The 19,871-nt window shown below is 74.4% G+C and carries 17 protein-coding genes; 6 read left to right on the top strand and 11 right to left on the bottom strand.

The features are described from left to right. The first annotated feature begins 10 nt into the window (after positions 1–10). The 4 genes from LPA54_RS04705 to LPA54_RS04690 are packed head-to-tail and all read left to right on the top strand — an operon-like array spanning position 11 to position 4,008. Entirely contained in the window at positions 11–613 is a 603-nt protein-coding gene (locus LPA54_RS04705) for a dTDP-4-dehydrorhamnose 3,5-epimerase family protein (RefSeq protein ID WP_228974039.1), read from the top strand. Beyond that, a complete protein-coding gene (locus tag LPA54_RS04700) occupies positions 604–1,626 on the top strand; it encodes an NAD-dependent epimerase/dehydratase family protein (protein ID WP_228974037.1) in 1,023 nt (340 codons plus the stop codon). Before LPA54_RS04705 ends, LPA54_RS04700 begins: the two co-directional genes overlap by 10 nt. Beyond that, on the top strand, positions 1,623–3,014 hold the full coding sequence (locus LPA54_RS04695; protein ID WP_228974035.1) for an NDP-hexose 2,3-dehydratase family protein: 1,392 nt from the start codon (positions 1,623–1,625) through the stop codon (positions 3,012–3,014). The genes LPA54_RS04700 and LPA54_RS04695 overlap by 4 nt, the downstream gene beginning before the upstream one ends. A gap of 55 nt (positions 3,015–3,069) precedes the next feature. Next, complete coding sequence (locus LPA54_RS04690) at positions 3,070–4,008, top strand: alpha/beta hydrolase (protein WP_228974033.1); 939 nt, start codon at positions 3,070–3,072, stop codon at positions 4,006–4,008. 60 nt (positions 4,009–4,068) lie between these two features. Here the strand turns inward: LPA54_RS04690 and LPA54_RS04685 are convergent, their stop codons facing one another. Genes LPA54_RS04685 through LPA54_RS04675 form a run of 3 tightly spaced genes read right to left on the bottom strand, consistent with a single transcriptional unit; the run spans position 4,069 to position 7,240 of the window. Continuing rightward, positions 4,069–4,569, bottom strand: a complete 501-nt coding sequence (locus LPA54_RS04685) for a copper chaperone PCu(A)C (protein WP_228974031.1) — start codon at positions 4,567–4,569, stop codon at positions 4,069–4,071. Further along, on the bottom strand, positions 4,566–6,911 hold the full coding sequence (locus LPA54_RS04680; protein ID WP_228974029.1) for a cation-translocating P-type ATPase: 2,346 nt from the start codon (positions 6,909–6,911) through the stop codon (positions 4,566–4,568). Before LPA54_RS04680 ends, LPA54_RS04685 begins: the two co-directional genes overlap by 4 nt. Then, positions 6,908–7,240 carry a hypothetical protein gene (locus tag LPA54_RS04675; protein ID WP_228974028.1) on the bottom strand — a complete coding sequence of 111 codons (333 nt, stop codon included), beginning with the start codon at positions 7,238–7,240 and terminating at the stop codon, positions 6,908–6,910. Before LPA54_RS04675 ends, LPA54_RS04680 begins: the two co-directional genes overlap by 4 nt. Before the next feature lie 395 nt (positions 7,241–7,635). Here LPA54_RS04675 and LPA54_RS04670 point away from each other — a divergent pair, with 395 nt between their 5' ends. Beyond that, positions 7,636–9,150, top strand: coding sequence for an MFS transporter (locus LPA54_RS04670; RefSeq protein WP_228974027.1), 1,515 nt, complete (start codon positions 7,636–7,638; stop codon positions 9,148–9,150). Between the two features lie 64 nt (positions 9,151–9,214). Here the strand turns inward: LPA54_RS04670 and LPA54_RS04665 are convergent, their stop codons facing one another. The 5 genes from LPA54_RS04665 to LPA54_RS04645 form a co-directional block, all read right to left on the bottom strand. After that, positions 9,215–10,717: an FAD-binding oxidoreductase gene (locus LPA54_RS04665; RefSeq protein ID WP_228974025.1), complete on the bottom strand. Its 1,503-nt coding sequence runs from the start codon at positions 10,715–10,717 to the stop codon at positions 9,215–9,217. A 315-nt stretch (positions 10,718–11,032) separates the two neighbouring features. Continuing rightward, the gene (locus tag LPA54_RS04660; protein WP_267486765.1) at positions 11,033–12,805 is read right to left on the bottom strand and encodes an NAD(P)/FAD-dependent oxidoreductase; all 1,773 of its coding nucleotides are present in this window, start codon (positions 12,803–12,805) and stop codon (positions 11,033–11,035) included. A 39-nt stretch (positions 12,806–12,844) separates the two neighbouring features. After that, positions 12,845–13,642 carry a TauD/TfdA family dioxygenase gene (locus LPA54_RS04655; RefSeq protein WP_228974020.1) on the bottom strand — a complete coding sequence of 266 codons (798 nt, stop codon included), beginning with the start codon at positions 13,640–13,642 and terminating at the stop codon, positions 12,845–12,847. Further along, on the bottom strand, positions 13,639–14,613 hold the full coding sequence (locus tag LPA54_RS04650; RefSeq protein WP_228974018.1) for an L-tyrosine/L-tryptophan isonitrile synthase family protein: 975 nt from the start codon (positions 14,611–14,613) through the stop codon (positions 13,639–13,641). Before LPA54_RS04650 ends, LPA54_RS04655 begins: the two co-directional genes overlap by 4 nt. A gap of 31 nt (positions 14,614–14,644) precedes the next feature. Next, positions 14,645–15,316, bottom strand: a complete 672-nt coding sequence (locus tag LPA54_RS04645; protein ID WP_228974016.1) for an HAD family hydrolase — start codon at positions 15,314–15,316, stop codon at positions 14,645–14,647. Positions 15,317–15,866: 550 nt separating this feature from the next. Between LPA54_RS04645 and LPA54_RS04640 the strand changes: the two genes are divergently transcribed. Then, a complete protein-coding gene (locus tag LPA54_RS04640) occupies positions 15,867–16,664 on the top strand; it encodes a helix-turn-helix domain-containing protein (RefSeq protein WP_228974013.1) in 798 nt (265 codons plus the stop codon). Positions 16,665–16,768: 104 nt separating this feature from the next. Here the strand turns inward: LPA54_RS04640 and LPA54_RS04635 are convergent, their stop codons facing one another. The 3 genes from LPA54_RS04635 to LPA54_RS04625 are packed head-to-tail and all read right to left on the bottom strand — an operon-like array spanning position 16,769 to position 19,859. Then, positions 16,769–17,653 (bottom strand): ABC transporter ATP-binding protein, encoded by an 885-nt coding sequence (locus LPA54_RS04635; RefSeq protein ID WP_228974011.1) that lies wholly within the window; start codon positions 17,651–17,653, stop codon positions 16,769–16,771. After that, positions 17,650–18,786 (bottom strand): iron ABC transporter permease, encoded by a 1,137-nt coding sequence (locus LPA54_RS04630; protein ID WP_228974009.1) that lies wholly within the window; start codon positions 18,784–18,786, stop codon positions 17,650–17,652. Before LPA54_RS04630 ends, LPA54_RS04635 begins: the two co-directional genes overlap by 4 nt. Beyond that, positions 18,786–19,859 (bottom strand): ABC transporter substrate-binding protein, encoded by a 1,074-nt coding sequence (locus LPA54_RS04625; RefSeq protein WP_228974007.1) that lies wholly within the window; start codon positions 19,857–19,859, stop codon positions 18,786–18,788. Before LPA54_RS04625 ends, LPA54_RS04630 begins: the two co-directional genes overlap by 1 nt. Positions 19,860–19,871 lie beyond the last annotated feature (12 nt).

The raw sequence follows: 19,871 nt of genomic DNA, 5'->3' as shown, positions 1-19,871 counted from the left end.
AGCCACTACCGTGCAGGTGCAGAAACTGGGCATCGAGGGCGCGTTCGCCTTCACGCCGCCCGTCCACCGCGACGACCGCGGCCTGTTCACCTCCCCCTACCAGGAGGCCCCCTTCAGCGGGGCCCGCGGCCGGGCCCTCTTCCCGGTCCGCGACATCAGCCACAACCTCTCCGCCCGCGGCGTGCTGCGCGGCATCCACTACACGACCACCCCGCCCGGCCGGGCCAAGTACGTCTACTGCCCCTACGGCCGCGTCCACGACTACCTCGTCGACCTGCGCGTCGGCTCCCCGACCTTCGGCCGCCACGTCTCCGCCGAACTGGGCGGCGACACCTGCCAGGCCCTGTACATCCCCGTCGGCGTCGGCCACGCCTTCCTCTCCCTGGAGGACGACTCGATGGTCGTCTACGTGATGTCCGAGGGGTACACCGCCGCCAACGAACTGGCCGTCTCCCCCCTCGACCCCGCCCTGGGCCTGCCGATCCCCGACGGGTACGCCCTCGCCCAGTCCGAGCGGGACACCGCCGCGCCCACCCTCGCCGAGGCACGGGACCGCGGCCTGCTGCCCGAGTACGACACCTGCCGGAAGGTGGAGGCGGCGCTGTGGCAGTGAACCCCGCCCCGCGCGTCGCGCTCCTCGGCGCGACCGGCTTCGTCGGCTCCGCCGTCCTGCGGGAGCTGGCCGCCCGGCCCGTCTCGATCCGCGCGGTCTCCCGCCGACCCGCCCGGATCCCGGACGGCGCCCGCGCCGACGTCGAGGTGCGCGCCGCCGACCTCACCGAGCCCGGCGAGATGGCCGCCGCCGTCGCCGACGCGGACGTCGTCGTCCTCGCCACCCTCTACAGCGCGGCCACCTCCACCTGGCGCATCGAGGACGGCGACTCCTCGGCCGAACGCGTCAACGTCGGCCTCGCCCGCGACCTCGTCGACGCGCTCGCCGCCCGCGGCGCCGGGCCCCTGCCGAAGGTCGTCTTCACGGGCGCCGCCTCCCAGGTCGGGCCCACCGACAAGGAGGTCCTCGACGGCACCGAGGAGGACCGGCCCGCCGGCGAGTACGACCGGCAGAAGCTCGCCGCCGAGCGGCTCCTGCTCGACGCGAGCGCCCGCGGCGTGCTGTGCGGCACCTCCCTGCGGCTGCCCACCGTCTTCGGGTACGGCCCCGGCTCCACCGCCCGCGACCGCGGCATCGTCTCGGCGATGACCCGCCGCGCGCTGGCCGGCGACCCCATCACCATGTGGCACGACGGCAGCGTCCGCCGCGACCTGCTGTACGTCGAGGACCTGGCCCGCGCCGTCGTCGCGGGCGTCGACCACACCGAGGCGCTGGCCGGGCGCCACTGGCTGCTCGGCACCGGCGAGGGCAGGCGGCTCGGCCCCGTCTTCCAGCAGGTCGCCGTCCTCGTCTCGGACCGCACCGGCAAGCCGCCCGTGCCCGTGGTCTCCGTGGAGCCGCCCGCGCACGCGGAGGCCGGGGACTTCGCGAGCGTCACCATCGACGCCTCCGCGTTCCGCGCCGCCACCGGCTGGGCGCCCGCCACGCCCTTCTCCGAGGCGCTGCGCCGCACCGTCGCGCACCTCGCCGACGAGGCGGAACGCGAGCAGCGCGCCGAGGGGGGCCGGCCGTGACCGCCGCGGCGCTCCTGCGGCCGCGGGCCGCCCAGGACCTCGCCGCGCGGCTCGCCCGCTCCGCCGCCGCCGTCGGCCACGGCCACCAGCTGCGCACCGAGGAGGTCGTGGGGTGGCTCGCCGAGCGTTCCCGCGCCCACCGGTTCGCGGTGCGGCGGGTGCCGCTTGACCGGCTCGACGGCTGGTCCTTCACCCCGGACGAGGGGGACCTGGTCCACCGCAGCGGCCGGTTCTTCGCGGTGCGCGGCCTGGCCGCCGCCGTTGACGAGGGGCCGTTCGGCAGCTGGCGGCAGCCGATCATCCACCAGCCCGAGGTGGGCATCCTCGGCATCCTCGCCAAGGAGTTCGACGGGGTCCTGCACTTCCTGCTCCAGGCGAAGATGGAGCCGGGCAACCCGCGCCTGCTCCAGCTCTCCCCGACCGTGCAGGCCACCCGCAGCAACTACCAGCGGGTCCATGAGGGCGCCGGGGTGAAGTACCTGGAGCACTTCACGGACGCCGGGCGCGGCCGGGTGCTCGCCGACTCCCTCCAGTCGGAACACGGCTCGTGGTTCTTCCGCAAGTCCAACCGGAACATGCTCGTGGAGACGGACGCCGAGATACCCGACGACCCGGACTTCCGCTGGCTGACCCTCGGCCAGATCGGCGAGCTGCTCCGCCTCGACCACGTCGTCAACATGGACGCCCGCACGGTCCTCGCCTGCTTCCCGATGGCGGTGCCCGAGCCGGGCGCCCTGCACTCCGACACCGAGCTGCTGTCGTGGTTCACCGCCGAGCGGGCCCGCCACGACGTCGACGTGCGGCTCGTACCGCTCGCCGGCGTCGAGCCGTGGGCGCGGGACGAGGAGGGCATCGGCCGGCCCGACGGGCGCTTCTTCCGCATCACCGGCGTGACCGTGGAGGCCGGGAACCGCGAGGTCACCGGCTGGTCGCAGCCGCTGCTCGAACCCTGCGGCACCGGCGTCGCCGCGTTCGTCTTCCGCCGCCTGGGCGGGGTGCCGCACGTCCTGGTCCACGCGAAGGTGGAGGCCGGGTACCTCGACACGATCGAGCTGGCCCCCACCGTCCAGTGCACCCCCGGCAACTGGGACCCGGTGCGCACCGAGGACCGGCCGCCCTTCCTGGACCTGGTCCTCGCCGCCGACGAGCGGGGCGGCGCCCACTACGCCGCCGAGCACTCCGAGGAGGGCGGCCGGTTCCTCCAGGCCAGGATCCGCTACCTCTTCGTCACCACCGACGACGACGCCGCCGCGCCCGTCGACCCGCCGCCCGGCTACCGCTGGGTGACGGTCGGCCAGCTCAACTCGCTTACCGCGCACGGCCACTACGTCAACGTGCAGGCCCGCACCCTGCTGGCCTGCCTCAACTCCGGCGCCGTACGGCTCTGAGGAGCACGCCGAGGCGCCGGTCGACCACCGTCCGTCCACGAGGAATGGAGGAGCCATGCCCGGCACACCCCCGTCCGGCGCGGCCGTCCGCGTCGCGCTGGACGCCGGCGGCGGGCTGACGCTCTCCGGTCTGCTCGCCGAGCCGGCCGGGGAGCCGAGGGGAACCGTGCTCGCCCTGCACGGCGGCGGGATGACCGCCGGCTACTTCGACGGCCGGGCGCACCCGAGCGTGTCCCTGCTGGCTCTCGGGGCCCGCCTCGGCTACACGGTCCTGGCCGTCGACCGTCCCGGGTACGGAGCCTCCGCCCCCCACCTGCCGGACGGGCTCTGCCTCACCGACCAGGCCGAACTGCTCCGGGCGGCGATCGCCGACTTCGCCGCCCGGCACCGGATCGGCGGGGGGCTGCTCGTCCTCGGCCACTCCTTCGGCGGCCAGGTGGCGCTGACCGCCGCCGCCCACGGGCTCCACGAGGCCCTGCTGGGGCTGGACATCTCCGGGTGCGGCCACCGCCGGGCCGCGCCCGGCGCGGGCCCCGGCGCGATCCCCGGCCCGCCCGCCGGCCCGGACGGGCGCCGCCGCACGGGTTCGCCGCGGTGGAACTGGGGCCCGCCGAGCCTCTACCCGCCCGGGACGTTCACGGCCGGCGCCGAGCTGGTCTGCGAGCCGCCCGCCCGCGAGGTGGCGCAGGCCGCCCGCTGGCCGCGGGACTTCCCGCGGGTGGCGGCGCGTACGACGGTCCCGGTGCGGCTGACGTTCGCCGAGCACGAGGCGTGGTGGCGGCACGACGCGGAGGCGCTGGCCGAGCTGACGGGGTACTTCACCGCGGCGGAGCGGGTGCAGGTGGCCCGCCAGGCCGCCGCCGGGCACAACATCAGCCTCGGCTGGGCCGCCGGCGCCTACCACCGCCGGGTGTTCGCCTTCTTCGAGGAGCTGCTGTGCTGCGGGGGCCCCGCCCACCGGCTCGACGGGGTCCGTTCGGCCAGCCCGGCCTGATCGGAACGGAGAGGGCCGTCCACCCTCCCAGGGGGTGGACGGCCCTCTCCTCGCCTGCCGCTACCGGTAGGACCACTCCGAGTGGCGCACCACCAGCGCCTCGGCGCGGACGTCGCCGCTCTGCTCGAAGTGGAGCGTGAAGGGGATCCGCTGGCCGAGCCGGACCGGCTCGCGCAGCTTGACCATCACGTCCGTGCCGTACGGGGTCATCTCCAGCGTCCCGGCGGCGGGGATCTCCACGGAGGAGATCATCTGCATCTTGGCGGCCGCCTCGCCCGCGTCGGCGTCCTGCGCGAGCATCGCCTCGGTCACGGCCGGGGAGCTGACGCCCGTCAGCCGGTCGGTGGCGTTGCCGCCGTTGGTGACGGTGAACACCACGGCGGTCGACTCCCGGCCGGGGAACGGCTGGAGCAGCCGCGCGTGCGTCACGTCCAGCTCGGCGGGCGTCCCGGCGGCGCCGGCCGCCGTCCAGGCGGTGAGCCCGCCCATCGCGACCGCGCTCGCCACGACCGCGGCCACCGCGGGCAGGACGTTCTCGACGCGGCGTACCAGGGCCCTCATGCGTGTGCCTCCGTCGCCTTGCGCGCGGCCGCGGCCGGGCGCCGGGGCTGCCACCCGCGCAGCCGCAGGCTGTTGGTCACGACGACCACCGAGCTGACCGACATGGCGGCGGACGCCACCATCGGGTTGAGCCAGCCGGTCGCCGCGAGGGGGATGAGGACGGCGTTGTAGCCGAACGCCCAGACCAGGTTGGTCCGGATGGTGCCGAGGGTGCGGCGGGCCAGCAGCACGGAGTCGGCGACGGTCTCGATGTCCTCGCGGACCAGCGTCACGTCCGCCGCGCCGATCGCCGCGTCCGTACCGCCGCCCATGGCGATGCCCAGGTCGGCGCCGGCCAGGGCGACGGTGTCGTTGACGCCGTCGCCGATGACGGCGACCCGGCGGCCCTCGCCCTTCATGGCGGCCACCAGCGCGGCCTTGTCCTCCGGCGTGCAGCGGGCGTGGACGTCCGCCGCGGGGATGCCCAGCTCCTTGGCGACGGCGTGGGCCGTGGCGTCGCGGTCACCGGTGGCGAGCACGGGCCGCAGCCCGAGCCGCCGCAGCCGCTCCACGGCGCGGTACGCGCCCGGCCGCAGCGTGTCGCCCAGCGCGATCAGCGCGGCCGCGGAGCCGTCCACCTTGACCAGGACCGGGGTGTGGGCGGCGGCCTCCGCCTTGGCGAGCGCGGCGGCGAGCGGCTCGGGCAGCACCTCGTCGCCCGGGGCGCGCACCTCCACCCGCACGCCGTCGACGCGGCCGGCGACGCCCACGCCGGTCGTCGAGGCGAAGTCGGCGACCTGCGGCAGCGCGTCCTCTCCGAGGGTCCGCCGGGCGTGGCCGACGATGGCGCGGCCCAGCGGGTGGTCCGAGCCCTGCTCGACCGCCCCGGCGAGCCGCAGCACCGCGTGGAGCGGCGAGGGGCCGCCGTCCGCGGTGCCGTCCGCGGTGTCGAGCGGGGTGACCGCGGTGACGCGGAGCTTGCCGGTGGTGAGCGTGCCGGTCTTGTCCAGGACGACCGTGTCGACGGCCTTCAGCGACTCCAGCGCGCGCGGCCCCTTGACGAGGATGCCCAGCTGGGCGCCGCGTCCGGTCGCCGCGAGCAGCGCGGTCGGGGTGGCGAGGCCCAGGGCGCACGGGCAGGCGACGACGAGCACGGAGACGGCGACCGTCACGGCCGCCTGGGCGTCCGCGCCGGCGCCGAGCCAGAAGCCCAGCACGGTGACGGCCAGCGCCAGGACGACCGGGACGAACACCCCGGCCACCTGGTCGGCGACGCGCTGCGCCTTGGCCTTGCCCGCGAGCGCGTTGGTGACGAGCTTGGTGATGCGGGCCAGCTGCGTGTCCTCGCCGACCGCGGTCGCCCGGACCAGCAGCAGGCCGCCGGCGTTGACGGCGGCGCCCACGGCCGGTGAGCCGGGGCCGACCTCGACGGGGTCGCTCTCCCCGGTGACCAGGGACAGGTCGAGGGCCGAGCTGCCCTCCACGACCACGCCGTCGGTGGCGACCTTCTCGCCGGGCCGTACGACGAAGACCTGCCCCACGCGCAGCTGGTCGATCGGGACGCGCCGCTCGCGCCCCGACTTCTGGCAGCGTACGGAGACCTCCTTGGCGGCCAGCTCGGCCAGCGACCGCAGCGCGGCGCCGGTGCCGCGCTTGGCGCGGGCCTCCAGGTACCGCCCGGTCAGCACGAACAGCGGGACGGCGACCGCCGCCTCCAGGTAGATGTGGGCGACGCCCGCGGACGCCGACGGCAGCAGCGTGAACGGCATCGTCATGCCCGGCTGCCCGGCGCCGCCGAAGAACAGGGCGTACGTCGACCAGGAGAAGGCCGCCACGGTGCCGAGGGAGACGAGCGTGTCCATCGTGGACGCCCCGTGCTGGAGCCCCCGGACCGCCTTCACGTGGCAGGGCCAGGTGCTCCAGAACGCGACCGGCGCGGCCAGCGCGAAGCACAGCCACTGCCAGTTGCTGAACTGGAGGGCCGGGATCATGGAGAGCGCCAGGACGGGCACGGCGAGGAACGCCGTGACGATCAGCCGCCGGCGCTGCTCGGCGTCCTCGGCGGCGGCCTCCTGGTCGCGCCGCTCCTGCCGGCCGGCCTCGGACTCGTCCTCGGACTTCGGCGGCGCGGGCGGTTCGGCGGTGAAGCCGGACCGCTCGACGGCGGCGACGAGGTCGGGGACGGTGTAGGTGGGCGGGTGCGTGACGCGGGCGGTGTGCGTGGCCAGGTTGACCGACGCGACGACGCCCTCCAGCTTCGCCAGCCCCTTCTCGACGCGGGCGACGCACGCCCCGCACGTCATGCCGCCGATGACGAGGTCGGTGGTGGTCGTGGCGTCGGCCACGGGTCCGGGCGCGGTCATCGGCTCTCCTCCATGTCCATGCCGCCCATGTCCATCCCGCCGCCGTCCTCGCCGCCGGGCATGTCGGCGGGCCGGCTGGTGCCGGGGTGGAGGCCGGGGGCGACGGGCCCGGCGAACGACCCGACGGTGTACGACACCGCCAGCAGGGCGACCAGCAGCGCCAGGAAGCCGCTCAGCCCCAGCAGCGGACCGCGCGGCCGGGGCGTACCGGAGCCGTCGGTCCCGGAGCCGTCGGCCCCGGGGAGGTCGGTCCCCGGGAGGTCGGCTCGGGGGAGGTCGGCGTCGGTGGGGCGGTCGGCCGCGGCCTGTTCGGGCTGGACGTCCTTCATGGTGTTCCGCTCCTGCACGAAAAGCGCCCGCCAGCCACGAATCCCGGTACGGGGGATGGCCCGGACACGCGGCTGACGGGCCGACAAGGGACGGGCCGCGCCTGGGAGAGAGGTGATTTCCCGCGACCCGGGAATCCATGCTGGCACGAATGCGCGCCGAATCCACCCGGCTCGGCGGCAATGCCACACGTGAGCATTCTCCCCTTCCGCCCCGGGAACCCGCGCGGGCCGCGGGCCGACTACCTGGAGAAAGCCTCCGCCGATTTTCGGCCGTACCGCGAAGGCGGCCCGTCCGCTTCCGGTCCCCGCACACCCGCCGCCGGGGAACCCGACCCCAACCACCTGCGACCATAAGGGAGTAGCCCGACGCACGGCGGGCGTGAAAGGACCGAGCAATGCCGCACCACGGACGGGAACCCGTCCCGGATCAGCAGTCGCCCGACAAGCCGGGGAACCCGTTGACGGGTGAGCGCAGTCCGTGGATCCTCGTCGCCATCGCAGGGGCCCTGTCGTTCACGGCAATGCTCGATATGAACGTCGTGAACATCGCCCTCGCCACCATATCCACCGACCTGGACGTCTCCCCGTCGATGGCCCAGTGGGCGGTCCTCGGCTACCAGCTCGCCGTCGTGTCGATGCTGCTGCCGGCGGGCCGCTGGCTGGACGGCGGCGCGCGGGGCCGCGACGGCGCGGGGAAGGGCGGCGGAGCGGGCAAGGACGGCGGGGTCGGGCTGCGGTCCGCGCTGATCCTCGCGATATCCGGCTTCACCCTCTGCGGGATGCTCGCGGCGCTCGCGCCGTGGATGGCGTGGCTGGCCGTCGCCCGGATCGCCCAGGGCACCTTCGGCGCCCTGCTGTTCGTCCTCATGCCCGTCCTGGTGATGCGCGCCGTACCGCCGTCCCTGCGCGGCCGCGCGATGAGCGTGCCCGCGACGCTCGGCCCGCTGGGCGCCGTCACCGGCCCCGCCGTCGGCGGCGTCCTGCTGGACGCGTTCGGCTGGCGGGCGGTCCTGCTCGTCAAGATCCCCGTGTGCGTGGTGGCCCTGCTCGTCGTGGTGCGCGTCCTGCCCAGGCGCGGCGGACTGACCGCCCCCGGCCGGCAGCCGCTCGTCGACGCCGCGCTCGTCGGCGGCGCCGTCGCCGCGGTCCTCCTCGGCCTCACCCTCGCCCCCGCGGTCCCCGCCTGGCTGCTGCTCGCGCTCGCCGCGGTGCCGCCGCTGGTGTGGTGGACGCGCCGGCCCGCCGCCCGCCCCGTCCTGGACGTGGTGCGCGCCTCCGGCGTCGCCGGGGTGTACGGGGCCGTGTTCTCCCTCGCCGCCGGGTTCGCGGCCATGCACTACGTCGTGGCGCTGCGGCTCCAGGGCGACAGCGGCCTGTCCGCCACCGCCACCGGGCTCACCGTCCTCGCCTTCCCCCTCGCCATGGGGCTGATGGGCCCCGTCGGCGGGCGCCTCGCCGACCGCTTCGGGCCCCGGCCCACGGCCCTCGCCGGCGCCTGTGTGACGGCGGTCGGCCTGACCCTCCTCGCGCTCAGCGGCGACCACTGGACGCAGGCGGACGTCGCCTGGCGGCTCGCCCTCGCCGGCGCCGGCATGGGCCTGTACGGCGGGCCGACGCAGACGCTGGTGATGACCGCCGCGCCGCCGCGGGCCGTCGGCATCGCCGGCTCCCTCGTCCAGCTCTCCCGCAGCCTCGGCTTCGCCATGGGGCCGGCGCTCGCCGGCGCCGCCTGGGGCCTCGCCGGCTCCGCGCACGGCGCCCGGTACGCGCTGGCCGTCTCGGCGGGCGCGGCCTGGGTGTGCGTCCTGCTCCTCGCCACCCGCCGCGGCGCCGCCCGGCGGCCTGGCGGCGGCCCCGGCGGACCGGCAGCCGAGGCGCCGGCGCCCGACCGCGTGACGGCCGGCCGCTGAGTGGCCGCGCGGGCACGGGCCGCCCCGGTCCGCGCCGCCGGGCGGCGGCGCGGACCGGTGGGCGTCACGGGCGCAGGGGCGCGTAGCGGCCGGGGGAGAGGATGCCGTCGGGGTCGAGCGCGTCCTTCAGCAGCGCCACGGTGTCCCACGGCGCGGTGTCCCACCCGGTGAGGGTCTCCATCGTCTCGACACCGACCCGGTAGAAGCGGAAGCCGTCGGCGTACAGCCGCTGGTGCAGCTCGGTGTTGCAGGCCCGCGCCGCCTCCTCCTGTGCCGGGTCCGTGCGGTCGAAGTAGAGGTTGACGACCGACTCCAGGTAGTCCGGCCCCGTCGGGTTGACGGCGATGGCGGGGACGAGGCCGTGGTCGGCGCAGGTCTTCTCGACGAGCGCCACGAGGTCGGCGACCGTCCGCCCGTCGACCGCCGCCACCGGCATGCAGGCCAGGTAGCCGACCGTCGTGTCGTCCAGGACGTCCAGGTCGGTCGGGACGGCGGCACCGGGCACCGACTGGTACAGCCCCTGGAGGAAGGCGGTCGTCGGCCGCCCGGAGTGCACGTCGTACATGGCGGCGACCATCGGGTCGGCGTCCGGGCCCGCCGCGTCCCGCGCGCCCACCACCCGTACGGCGGCGCCCTCGGCGGCGAGGGTGGCGGTGATGTCCTCGACGGCCAGGGCCACCTGCGCGGCGGTGCCGTCGACGGCCACGGCGCCGGTCCAGGTCGGCACCCGGTCGCTGCGCGTCATGGCGAGGATCCGCTTGTCGTTGAAGACGTGCACGATGGAGCGGACGGTCCCGCGCAGGAACAGCCCGCGCACCGCGTCGACCACGCCCGGCAGCGCCGTCTCGGAGCAGGTGAACATCAGCAGCCGCAGCTCCTCCTGGCGCGGCAGCAGGTCGACGACCGCGGCGGTCACGACGCCCAGGTTGGACTGGACGAACAGCCCGTCGAGCGAGGGCCCGATCCCGTACGGGTAGTGGTGCAGCTGCCGGCTGCCCTCGCCCGCCCACAGGCCGGTGCGGACGCGGTCGCCGGTGCCGAGGACGACCTCCAGGCCGCGCACCTCCTCCGCGCGGTGCCGGCGGAAGCCCGTGCCCCGCTCCAGGAGGTTGCCGAGCACGGAGGAGTCGGGCGAGGAGCCGGTCACGTTGGCGACCAGCTCAGGGGCGTGCTCGGCGAGGTGGTCGGCGAGCTGCAGCTGGGTGACGCCGGGCTCCACGACCGCGTACCGGCCGGCGGTGTCCACCGCGCGGATGCGGTTCATGGCGGACAGGTCGAGCAGCGCGCAGCCGTCGCGCACCGGCAGCCGGGAGCCGAGGCCCCAGTTGCGGCCGGTGCTGTAGGCGTGGAGCGGCACCTTCTCCTCGCGGGCGATCCGTACGACGCGCTCGACCTGGTCGGGGTCGGAGGGCCGGAGCACGGCCACCACGCGGCGCGGCGCGAACGCCGACGTGTTGCGGGTGGCCGCCGCGAGGGCGTCCTCGTCGTACGCGACGGCTTCGGGCCCGAGGAGGTCGCGCCACCGCGCGACCGCTCTGTCCTCGCCCGCCGTGCTGTTCTGACCCATGCGACCTCACCTCTGCTGGTACGTGCTGGATGGCCGCGCCGCCGCCACCCGCGCCGCCGTGGGCGGGCGTCGGCGGGCGGCGGCGGCGCGGGTGGAGCGGGTGGTGCGGTGGTTGGTACAGGCAGTGCAGGTGGTGCAGGTGGTGCAGGTGGTGCTTCCCGGTGGGTGGTGCTTGCTGTGCGAGTGGTACGTGGTGCGAGTGGTACGTGGTGCGAGTGGTACGTGGTAGGTGGGGCGGCCCGTGCCGGCGCCTGTGCGGTGCGCCGGCACGGGCCGAGTGCCGTCGGGCCCGGCCGGGGTGGCCGGACGGCCGGGTCAGGCCCGGTTGCCCAGCTCCAGCATCCCGGCGTGCAGCAGCCGCTTGAGCAGCCGCTCCTGACCCTCGTGCAGGCCCTCCACCAGCTCGCTCCAGAGCACGGGCCCCCCGCGGAGCCGCGCCCAGAGGTCCGCCGCCCCGTCCCGCTCGTCCAGACCGCGCACCTGCGGGGCCTCGGGGTCACCGGGGATGTGGAACCGGTGGCAGTCCAGCGGCCGGTCGAGCGGCGACTCGACGAGGTGGCCGTTGGCGACCGGGTCCTCCCAGTACGCCTTGATGGCCCGCTGCTCCTCCTCCGGCACCAGGTCCGGGTCGGGCGGGATGGCCGCCTTGAAGCCGGGGATGTCCAACGCCGGGCCCCGCAGGACGGCCACGCCCTCCTTGAGGGAGACCTTCGTGTCGGCGGTGAGCTCCAGCTCGTGGGCCTTGGCGAAGGCGGACATGAACGGGCCGTCCACGTCGAGCCCGGCCAGGCCCTCGCCCTGCGCCAGCACCTGGAGGAGGTCCGGGGTGAACGCCGTGTTCAGCAGCGCCTGGAACGTCTTCTCGTGGCTCGGGCCGGCCGGGCCCTCGGTGCCGCGGCTGTTCCAGTAGACGCTCTCCGGGTTGTCCTTGCCGATGGCGTGGTACCACTGGTCGATGGAGAGCGCGAACGACGACGCCATGCCGTGCCACTCGGTGTCGTAGTCCTCCCACAGCCCGCGCAACTCCTCCTCGCTCATCTGCGATCCGGTGCTGTGGCGGATCAGCGCGGCGGCGGCGCGCGCCTGGTTGGTGGCGAAGGCGACACCGGAGGAGAAGAGCGGGTCGACGAAGTACGAGGCGTCGCCGAGCAGGATCCAACGCCCGTCGAAGTCCGCGAACCGGTCGTTGATCATCGAGTAGTTGGTCGCCGTCAGCATCTTGTCGCCGAGCGGCCGGATGTCCTCGATCAGCTCCTTGAGCTTCGGCACCTCCTTCACCGTGCGCAGGAAGACCTCCGCGTCGGTGAAGTCGGTGCCCGGCTGCTTGAGGATCCCCGGGTCGGTGACGATGCCGATCGAGTGGGTGACCACCCGCTCCCCGTCGATGATCTTCGGTACGGGGATGTACCAGCACCAGCCGTCGCGGAAGGCGAAGCAGCCGATCGGGGACATGTCGTGCTCGCGGAAGACGTTCCAGTCGCCCTCCAGCGACTGGGTCGGCTTCCCGCCGAGGTAGTGCTGCCAGATGGCGATGTTGCGGTAGCCGGAGAGCCACTCGCGCTTCTTCTTCGTCACGACGCTGTTGCGCCGGCCCGAGGCGTCGACGAAGTACCCGGCGCGCACCGTGCGGCCATCCTTCAGCGTCACCTCCTGGCCGGTGCCGTCGGCCAGGGGCGAGCAGTCGGCAACCGACACGCCCTCGAAGACCTCGGCGCCGCAGTCCCGCGCGTGGTCCAGGAGGATCGAGTCGAACTCCGAGCGGTTGGCGTGCACCGCCCAGCGGTGCGCCCCGTCCCGGACGGTGTTGTCGTGGTCGAAGAACGCCACGTGCGGGTCCGCGCCCCGCCACTGGAAGATCCCGCCGAACTTCTTCACATAGCAGTCGCTGGCCAGGACCTTCTCCAGGGCCCCGCTCTCCTCCAGCACCGGTATCAGCGGGTGCGCGAAGGACTCCCCGATGTGCTCGCGGGGGAACTCCTCCTTCTCGAACACGGCGACGCTGAGTCCGCCCTGTCGCATGAGCAGTGCGGCGAGCGTCGAACCGCCCGGTCCGCCACCCATGATCACAACGTCGTAGTACGGTCGCATCAAGTCTCGCCTCTCGTCAGCCGGTGGTGCGTGTGGCGCTCACAGGACGTGCACGCGCCGCAGGTGGCGCGGCGAGCCCTGGGTGAACGGGGTACGGCCGTGCAGCAGCGCGTGGTTGTCCGTGACGACGAAGTCGCCGTCCTCCCACGCGTGCTGGTACATGACGTCCGGGGAGTACAGGCGCTCCCGGATGTCCTCGAAGAAGCTGTCCGCGTCGGTCCCCTCGGGCAGCCCCTCGACGTCGAGGAAGAGCGGGCTCAGGAACTTCTCGGGGTCCAGCGGCTCCGCGTACCGCACGACCGCCTCGCCGGTGTGCGGGTGGCGCTGGACCAGCGGGGCCGTGATGTGGCCCCCGTAGTGCGCCGTCTTCTCCTTGCGGTACGTGATCCGCAGCGCCTCCCACCGGGCCCGCAGCTCGGCGGGGAGCGCGTCGAGGACCATGGTGGTGTCGCAGAAGGTGGTGCGGCCGCCGGTGCCCCGGGCGGGGGCGCGGACGCACTGGAAGATCTGGTGCGTGGGGGTCTTCTCGGCGAAGGCCCCGTCCCAGTGGTAGGGCACCTCGCCGGGGGTGAAGACGTAGTCCTTCGGGTCGGCGTGCACCTCCAGGTCCAGCACCTCGCCGAAGTTCCACGACAGCAGGTCGCCCCAGCGCCGCGCGTAGGCGACCAGGTCGTCCTTGTGCGTCCAGGGGCGGAAGCCGCGCAGCACGACGACGCGGTGCTCGCCGACCAGGGCCCGGACGGCCGCCGGGTCGACGTCGCCCAGGTCGGTGCCCGGCTCGCGGGCCTCGACGACGGCGCCGAAGGGCTTGAGGGCGGTGACGGTGTACGCGGTCATGAAGCGACCTCCTCGATGAGCGGCTTGAGGGACGACGAGACGTCCGGTGCGATGTAGTGGCTGTCCCGGCCGCCGCGGCGGACGAGCGTCGCGCCGAGCTGCTCGGCCTCGCTGCGCTTGACCAGGCGCACGCCCTCGCCGTCGTCGAGCGCCACGCCGTGCCAGGGCGTCAGCCAGTTGTCCCGGGTCCGCATCATGTGGATGCCGATCTTCTGGGAGTGGCTCACCTGGGGGTGGATCGACAGGCGGAGCGCCTCGGGGAAGAAGTCCTCGACGAGGTTGCTCCAGGCGTCGCTGCGCTGGATGACGTGGTAGGCGAGGGACTTGGTCTCCTCGCGGACGCTGTTGCGGCTGCGGCCGGTGGTCGTGGCCATCCGGTCCTCGAAGAGGAAGCGGTGGATGCCGCCGAAGATGTTCCGCGCGGCGGGCTCCTTGAGGGCGCGGGCGCGGACGTCCTCGACGGGGACGGCGTACTGGCTGGTGAGCATGGCGCGCTGCTCGTCGAAGGGGAAGCCGGGGAAGGCGTCCTGGAGCCCGTAGGTGTTGATCGCGTCGGCGCCGATCGCGTGGAGCAGCGCCTCCAGCTCGACGCCGTACGTCGCCACGTCCGCGTCGCCGACGCCGACGAGGTCGCTGAAGACGTGGCCGTCGGAGCAGATGGTGATGCGGGCGCCCGGCTCGTAGTAGTGGCGGGTGTAGTCGCACAGCTCCTGGAGGAACTCCAGCGAGACGCGCTCGGCCATGTCCGGCAGGGTGCCGAGGACCTTCTCCGGGTTCGGCGACTTGGCCGGGAACGCCGGGATCACGAAGTGGACGGGAACGCCCTGTTCGATGAAGTGCTCGACCTTGGGCCGGTGCAGCGCGTAGCACTGCTCGCAGCCGCCGGCGGCGCAGTCGGCCGCGGCGCCGTGGGCGAGACGGCGGAACGAGAAGACCAGACGGAGTATCTCATCCGCGGGTGAACCGGACATCGTTCCCTCCTTGAGGGATGGGTGGGTGCGGTCATCGGGTGGCGCGCAGGTGGAGGCCGGCGGCGCGTGCCGCGGCCTCCAGCGCGTCGAGGCGGGGCAGTTCGAAGTCGGGTGCCTGCCCGGGGTCGGGCCGGCCGTACCCGAAGCCGACCCACGCCGCGGGCATGCCGGCGGACGCCGCGGCGGCGAGGTCGTGCCGGCTGTCGCCGACCATCAGGCCGGTCGAGCCGCCGGCCAGCTTCAGCGCGTGGTGCAGCGGCTCCGGCGACGGCTTGCGGCCGACCGGGTCGTCCCCCGTCACCACGGCGTCGAACGCGCCGTCGAGGCCGAGCGCCCCGAGCAGGGCGTGGGTGACGCCGCCGGCCTTGTTGGTGCACAGCGCGGTGCGGACGCCCGCCGCCCGCAGCCGGGTCAGCAGTTCCTCCGCCCCCGGGTACGGCCGGGACTCCTCGGCGGGGGAGGCGGCGTACCCCGCCAGGTAGGCCTCCTGCACCCGGGCCACGACCGCGGGCCCCACGTCGCGCCCCGACGCGCGGACGGAGGCGTCGACGAGGGCCGTGCCGCCCTCGCCCACGCGGCCTCGGACCTCCGGGCGGGTCAGGGCGGGCAGGCCGTGGTCGCGCAGCGCGGTGTTGACCGCGCGGACGATGTCGTCCAGCGTGTCGACCAGCGTGCCGTCGAGATCGAAAAGGACCGTGTCCACGGACCGCAGACCGGTTTCCGTGGTTTCCGTGCGCGTAGTGATGTCGGCCTCAATTCCTCGATGGGGGTGCGGGGTGCGGCGGAATTACCAATACCGCTCGTACGGCTGTTTCCGGCCACGGAGATCGAACCGCCCGGCGGGCGCACGTCAAAGGGGCGCGCCGATGACGTGGTGCCGCCTGGTGGGACCGCGGGGGCGTCGTGCCGGGGAAGGGCGAATGGTGCCGAGAGTGCCCTTGGGCATGCCGAACAACCCAGCTGAGCTGGGCAGATGAGCGCATTGCATTTCAGAGGAGCGCGGTTCGGTGCGGTTCAGCGCGGATCGACACCGGTTTTTACGCGGTGTTTACGCGGAAAACGCGAAGCCCCCCGGAGGTGCTGCCCGAAGCGGGCATGAAACACCAACCTGACGCCCATCTTCTTGGCGTGCGGGGGTTTTTGTCAAGGGCCGGCCGGGGCCGCCGACGGGCGGGAACGGAATGGTATCGACCTGGTAGTGGGGACCCGCAGGCTCATTGATGCCGTCGTCATACGCTCGCAGAGGATGCCCCATGCCATGTGCCGCTATTCCCACCCATAACCCGAGCACCCAGGTGACCCGCCGGCGGATCACCAGGAACCTGGTGGCGCTCGGAGAGCTCTACAACGAACTGACGCACTCCCTCGCCTCGTCCAGGGCCTCGCGGGGGGTGGTCGAGCGGGTCAGGGAACGCGGCGCGCCCGGCATCCCGCTCAACACCCACGCCGTGGACCTGAGGGACCGAATACGCGGCGTGCTGGCGAGTTGGGCGGCGGTGGTCCGGGAGGAACGGGGTGTGCAGGCCCCCACCCGCAACACCGTCGCGCTCCTCGCCTTCCTCGGCCACCACGCGGGCTGGCTGGCCGGCCACGACGCGGCGGGGGACCTCGTGGCCGAGACCGACGAACTGGTCAAGTCCGCCTGGTCCGAGCTGTCCGGCCGCACCGACCGCCGCATGGTGGTCGGCCCGTGCGTGCGGCCCGGCTGCCACGGCACGCTCGTCGCGCACCTCGGCTCCGGCGCCCCGTCGGGCCGGGCGGCCATCACGTGCTCCGTCGAGCGCGGGCACACCTGGACGCCGGAGCTGTGGCACACCCTGCACGAGGCACCCGCGCGCCCCGGCCGCGGGGCCGCCGGGCTGACCGCGCAGGACATCGCCGTCGGCTGGCGCATCGCCTCCGGCACGGTGTACTGGCTGGCCAACACCCACCGCTGGCGCCGCCACAAGAACGGCCGCCGCGTCTTCTACCACCGCGACGACGTGCTGGCCACCATGAGGGCGCGCGCCGCGGGAGCGCTGGACGGGGCGCCCGCCGGCCACACCGCGTAGCTCCGCCGCACCGTTCACCCCGTCCACCTCCTCTTCCTTCTCGTCTTCTCCGCGTTGGTCCCCCGGGGGGCCGCCCTCTGCCAAGGGCGGCCCCTCGCCGCCCGTCAGGGCACCCGCTCCGGTTCCGTCACTCCCGGAGGGGGACCGGCCGGGGTCGCCGCCGCCGGCCGGGCCGCCGGCGCGGAGACGTCCCCGGCCACCGTCCCGGCCGCTGCCCCGGCCGGTGAACGGTGGTCGAACGCGATCAGCGGATCGCCCGTCAGCGGGTGCTCCACCACGGCCGCCCGCACCCCGAACACCTCGGCGAGCAGCTCCGGCGTCAGCACCTCGTGCGGCGTCCCCGACGCCACCACCCGCCCCTGGTGCAGCACGTGCAGCCGGTCGCAGACCGACGCCGCGGCGTTCAGGTCGTGCAGCGACACCAGGGTGGTGCGGCGCTGCTCGCGCAGCAGCGCGAGGAGCTCCACCTGGTGCAGCACGTCGAGGTGGTTGGTCGGCTCGTCCAGCACCAGCACGTCCGGGTCCTGCGCCAACGCCCGAGCCAGCAGGACGCGTTGGCGCTCGCCGCCGGACAGCGCCGAGAAGGAGCGGTTGCGGGCCTGCGCCATGCCGACCTGCTCCAGCGCCCGCGCCACCACGGCCCGGTCGGTGGCGCTGTCCCCGGCGAACGGCCCCTTGTACGGGGTGCGGCCCATCATGACGATGTCGCCGACCGTCAGCTCGAAGTCGCTGGTCCGTTCCTGCGGCAGCGCCGCCACCTGCCGTGCCGCCTGCGCCGGTGACAGGTCCCACACGTCGCGGCCGTCGACCAGGACCCGGCCCGCCGCCGGCTTCAGGTGCCGGTACACGGTCCGCAGGACGCTGGACTTGCCGCTGCCGTTGGGCCCGACGAGACCGGCGATCTCGCCGTCGCCCGCGACGAGGTGCACGCCGGACACGACGGCCCGGCCCGCGTAGGCGACGCTCAACTCCTCGACGGAGACGTTCACGCGGTCCTCCCGAGGCGCCGGTCGAGCAGGTAGAGCAGCGCGGGCGCGCCGATCAGCGAGGTGACGACGCCCACCGGCAGCTCCTCGCCGTCCAGGGCGACGCGGCAGACCAGGTCGACGACGACCAGCAGCACCGCGCCGAACAGGGCGGACACCGGCAGCAGCCGGCGGTGGTCGGCGCCGACGAGGAGGCGGCAGGCGTGCGGCACCATCAGGCCGACGAAGGCGATCGCCCCGGAGACGGCGACCAGGATCCCGGTGAGGACGCTCGTCACCACGAACAGCTCGCGCCGCAGCCGGGCCGGGCTCACGCCGAGCCCCGCGGCCGTCTCGTCGCCCATCATCATCGTGTTCAGCGGCCGGGACCGCGCCTGGAGCAGCAGCAGCGCCACCGGCACGGCCAGCGCCGGCACGGCCAGGGTCTCCCAGCTCGCCCCGCCGAGGCTGCCCATCAGCCAGAACAGCACGCCCTGCGTCTGCTGCTCGTCACCGGCCCGCAGCACCAGGTAGCTGGTGAACCCGGTGAGGAACTGCCCGATGCCCACCCCGGCGAGGACCAGCCGCAGCGGTGAGAAGCTGCCCCCGCGCCGGGCGATCAGCCACACCAGCGCGAACGTGGCGAGCGCCCCGACGAAGGCGGCGCCCGACACCCCGAGGCCCAGCGCGCCGCCCGCGCCCAGCCCGAGCACCAGCGCGCCCACCGCGCCGAGCGACGCGCCGCTGGAGATGCCCAGCAGGTACGGGTCGGCGAGCGGGTTGCGCACGAGCGCCTGCACGGCCGTGCCGATCAGGCCGAGGCCCGCGCCGACCACGGCGGCCAGCAGGGCGCGCGGCAGCCGCAGCTGCCAGACGATCAGGTCGGACGTGCCGGGCCGGGGCGCCTCGCCGGAGAGCCGGCGCAGCACCACGGACCACACCTCGCGGGGCGGGACGTCCGTCGACCCCCAGGCCACGGCGAACGTCAGCGCGGCGAGCAGCGCCGCGCCGAGGACGGCCGCGAGGACGCCGGCGGGCACGTGGCGCACGCCGGCCGTCTTCGCGGTGTCCTGCCCGGCGGCCCCGCCGGGGGCCGGTCCGCGCGCCGGTCCCCCGGCCGCGGGCGGGCTCCCGGCCGTGGCCTCCTTCGTGGGCATCAGCGGTCGGCCTTCACCTTGCCGGGGTACAGGGTCGCGGCGATGCGGTGCACGGTGTCGGCGTTCCGCACACCCGCGATGGTCGTGACCTCGGACCCGATCCTGAGGAACCTGTCCTCCTTGACGGCCTTCAGCCCGCTGGTCGCGGCGTTGCCCCGCAGCCAGGCGCGGGCCTCGTCGTACGCCTTCTCCGTCTCGGCGGCGCTGCCGCGGTTGCGGACGGCGAGCTGGATCCAGTCCGGGTCCGCCGCGACGACGTCCTCCCAGCCAACCGGCTTGAACGTGGCGTCGCAGTCGGCGAAGACGTTCCGGGCACCGGCCAGGGAGATCACCGCGTTGGCGATCTGCCGGTTGCACACGGCGATGGGCTGCTTGGTGCCGGCGTCGTAGTCGAAGAAGAAGTACGTGGGCCGGTCCTTCTCCGGTGTCCCGCCGACGGCCTTGCGGACGTCGTCGACCTTCCGGTTCATCTCGTCGACGAGCGCGGTGGCCTTCGCCGACGTACCGGTGATGGCGCCGAGTGTCCGGATGTCCTCCGTCACCTTGCCGAGGTCGGTCACGGGGCCCTTCGCGGAGGCCGAGCAGGCGGTGGACTTGAGGTAGACGTGCTTGATGCCGACGGTCTCGAACTCCTTCTCCGTCGGCACGTCGCCCATGCCGTGGCCGCCGCGGTTCACCGAGGCGAAGGTGTCGATGTAGAGGTCGGCGCCGGAGCCGAGCAGTTTCTCCTTGGGGATGACGCTGTCGCTGAGGACCTTCACCTGCTGCGCCCGGCCGTCCAGTTCGGCGGGGAGGGAGCCCTTGGCGGGCGGGAAGCCGGTGCCGACGACCTTGTCGCCGACGCCGAGGCGCAGCAGCAGCTCCAGGCTGGAGGCGTTGCTTGTGACGATCTTCTGCGGGGCCGCGGTGAACGTCGTCTTCCCGCCCTCGCAGTCCGTCACCTCGACGGGGTAGCCGGCGCCGCCCGCGCCGCCGGCCGCGGCGGGCTCAGCCGATCCGCTGTCGGCGGTCCCGCAGCCGACCGCGGCGAACGCCAGGAGGGCGGCGGTACCGCACCACGAACGACGCTGCATGGGGAACTCCTG

The organism is Streptomyces sp. DH12 (genome assembly GCF_020873895.1).
Taxonomy (GTDB): Bacteria; Actinomycetota; Actinomycetes; order Streptomycetales; family Streptomycetaceae; genus Streptomyces.
This window is presented reverse-complemented; position numbering and strand designations above follow the sequence as displayed.

What these genes read in the sequence shown, in the direction of transcription:
- LPA54_RS04690 (WP_228974033.1), top strand. Translation starts at nt 3,070, where the DNA reads ATGCCCGGCACACCCCCGTCCGGCGCGGCCGTCCGCGTCGCGCTGGAC.
- LPA54_RS04685 (WP_228974031.1), bottom strand. Translation starts at nt 4,569, where the DNA reads ATGAGGGCCCTGGTACGCCGCGTCGAGAACGTCCTGCCCGCGGTGGCC.
- LPA54_RS04680 (WP_228974029.1), bottom strand. Translation starts at nt 6,911, where the DNA reads ATGACCGCGCCCGGACCCGTGGCCGACGCCACGACCACCACCGACCTC.
- LPA54_RS04675 (WP_228974028.1), bottom strand. Translation starts at nt 7,240, where the DNA reads ATGAAGGACGTCCAGCCCGAACAGGCCGCGGCCGACCGCCCCACCGAC.
- LPA54_RS04670 (WP_228974027.1), top strand. Translation starts at nt 7,636, where the DNA reads ATGCCGCACCACGGACGGGAACCCGTCCCGGATCAGCAGTCGCCCGAC.
- LPA54_RS04665 (WP_228974025.1), bottom strand. Translation starts at nt 10,717, where the DNA reads ATGGGTCAGAACAGCACGGCGGGCGAGGACAGAGCGGTCGCGCGGTGG.
- LPA54_RS04660 (WP_267486765.1), bottom strand. Translation starts at nt 12,805, where the DNA reads ATGCGACCGTACTACGACGTTGTGATCATGGGTGGCGGACCGGGCGGT.
- LPA54_RS04655 (WP_228974020.1), bottom strand. Translation starts at nt 13,642, where the DNA reads ATGACCGCGTACACCGTCACCGCCCTCAAGCCCTTCGGCGCCGTCGTC.
- LPA54_RS04650 (WP_228974018.1), bottom strand. Translation starts at nt 14,613, where the DNA reads ATGTCCGGTTCACCCGCGGATGAGATACTCCGTCTGGTCTTCTCGTTC.
- LPA54_RS04640 (WP_228974013.1), top strand. Translation starts at nt 15,867, where the DNA reads ATGCCATGTGCCGCTATTCCCACCCATAACCCGAGCACCCAGGTGACC.
- LPA54_RS04630 (WP_228974009.1), bottom strand. Translation starts at nt 18,786, where the DNA reads ATGCCCACGAAGGAGGCCACGGCCGGGAGCCCGCCCGCGGCCGGGGGA.
- LPA54_RS04625 (WP_228974007.1), bottom strand. Translation starts at nt 19,859, where the DNA reads ATGCAGCGTCGTTCGTGGTGCGGTACCGCCGCCCTCCTGGCGTTCGCC.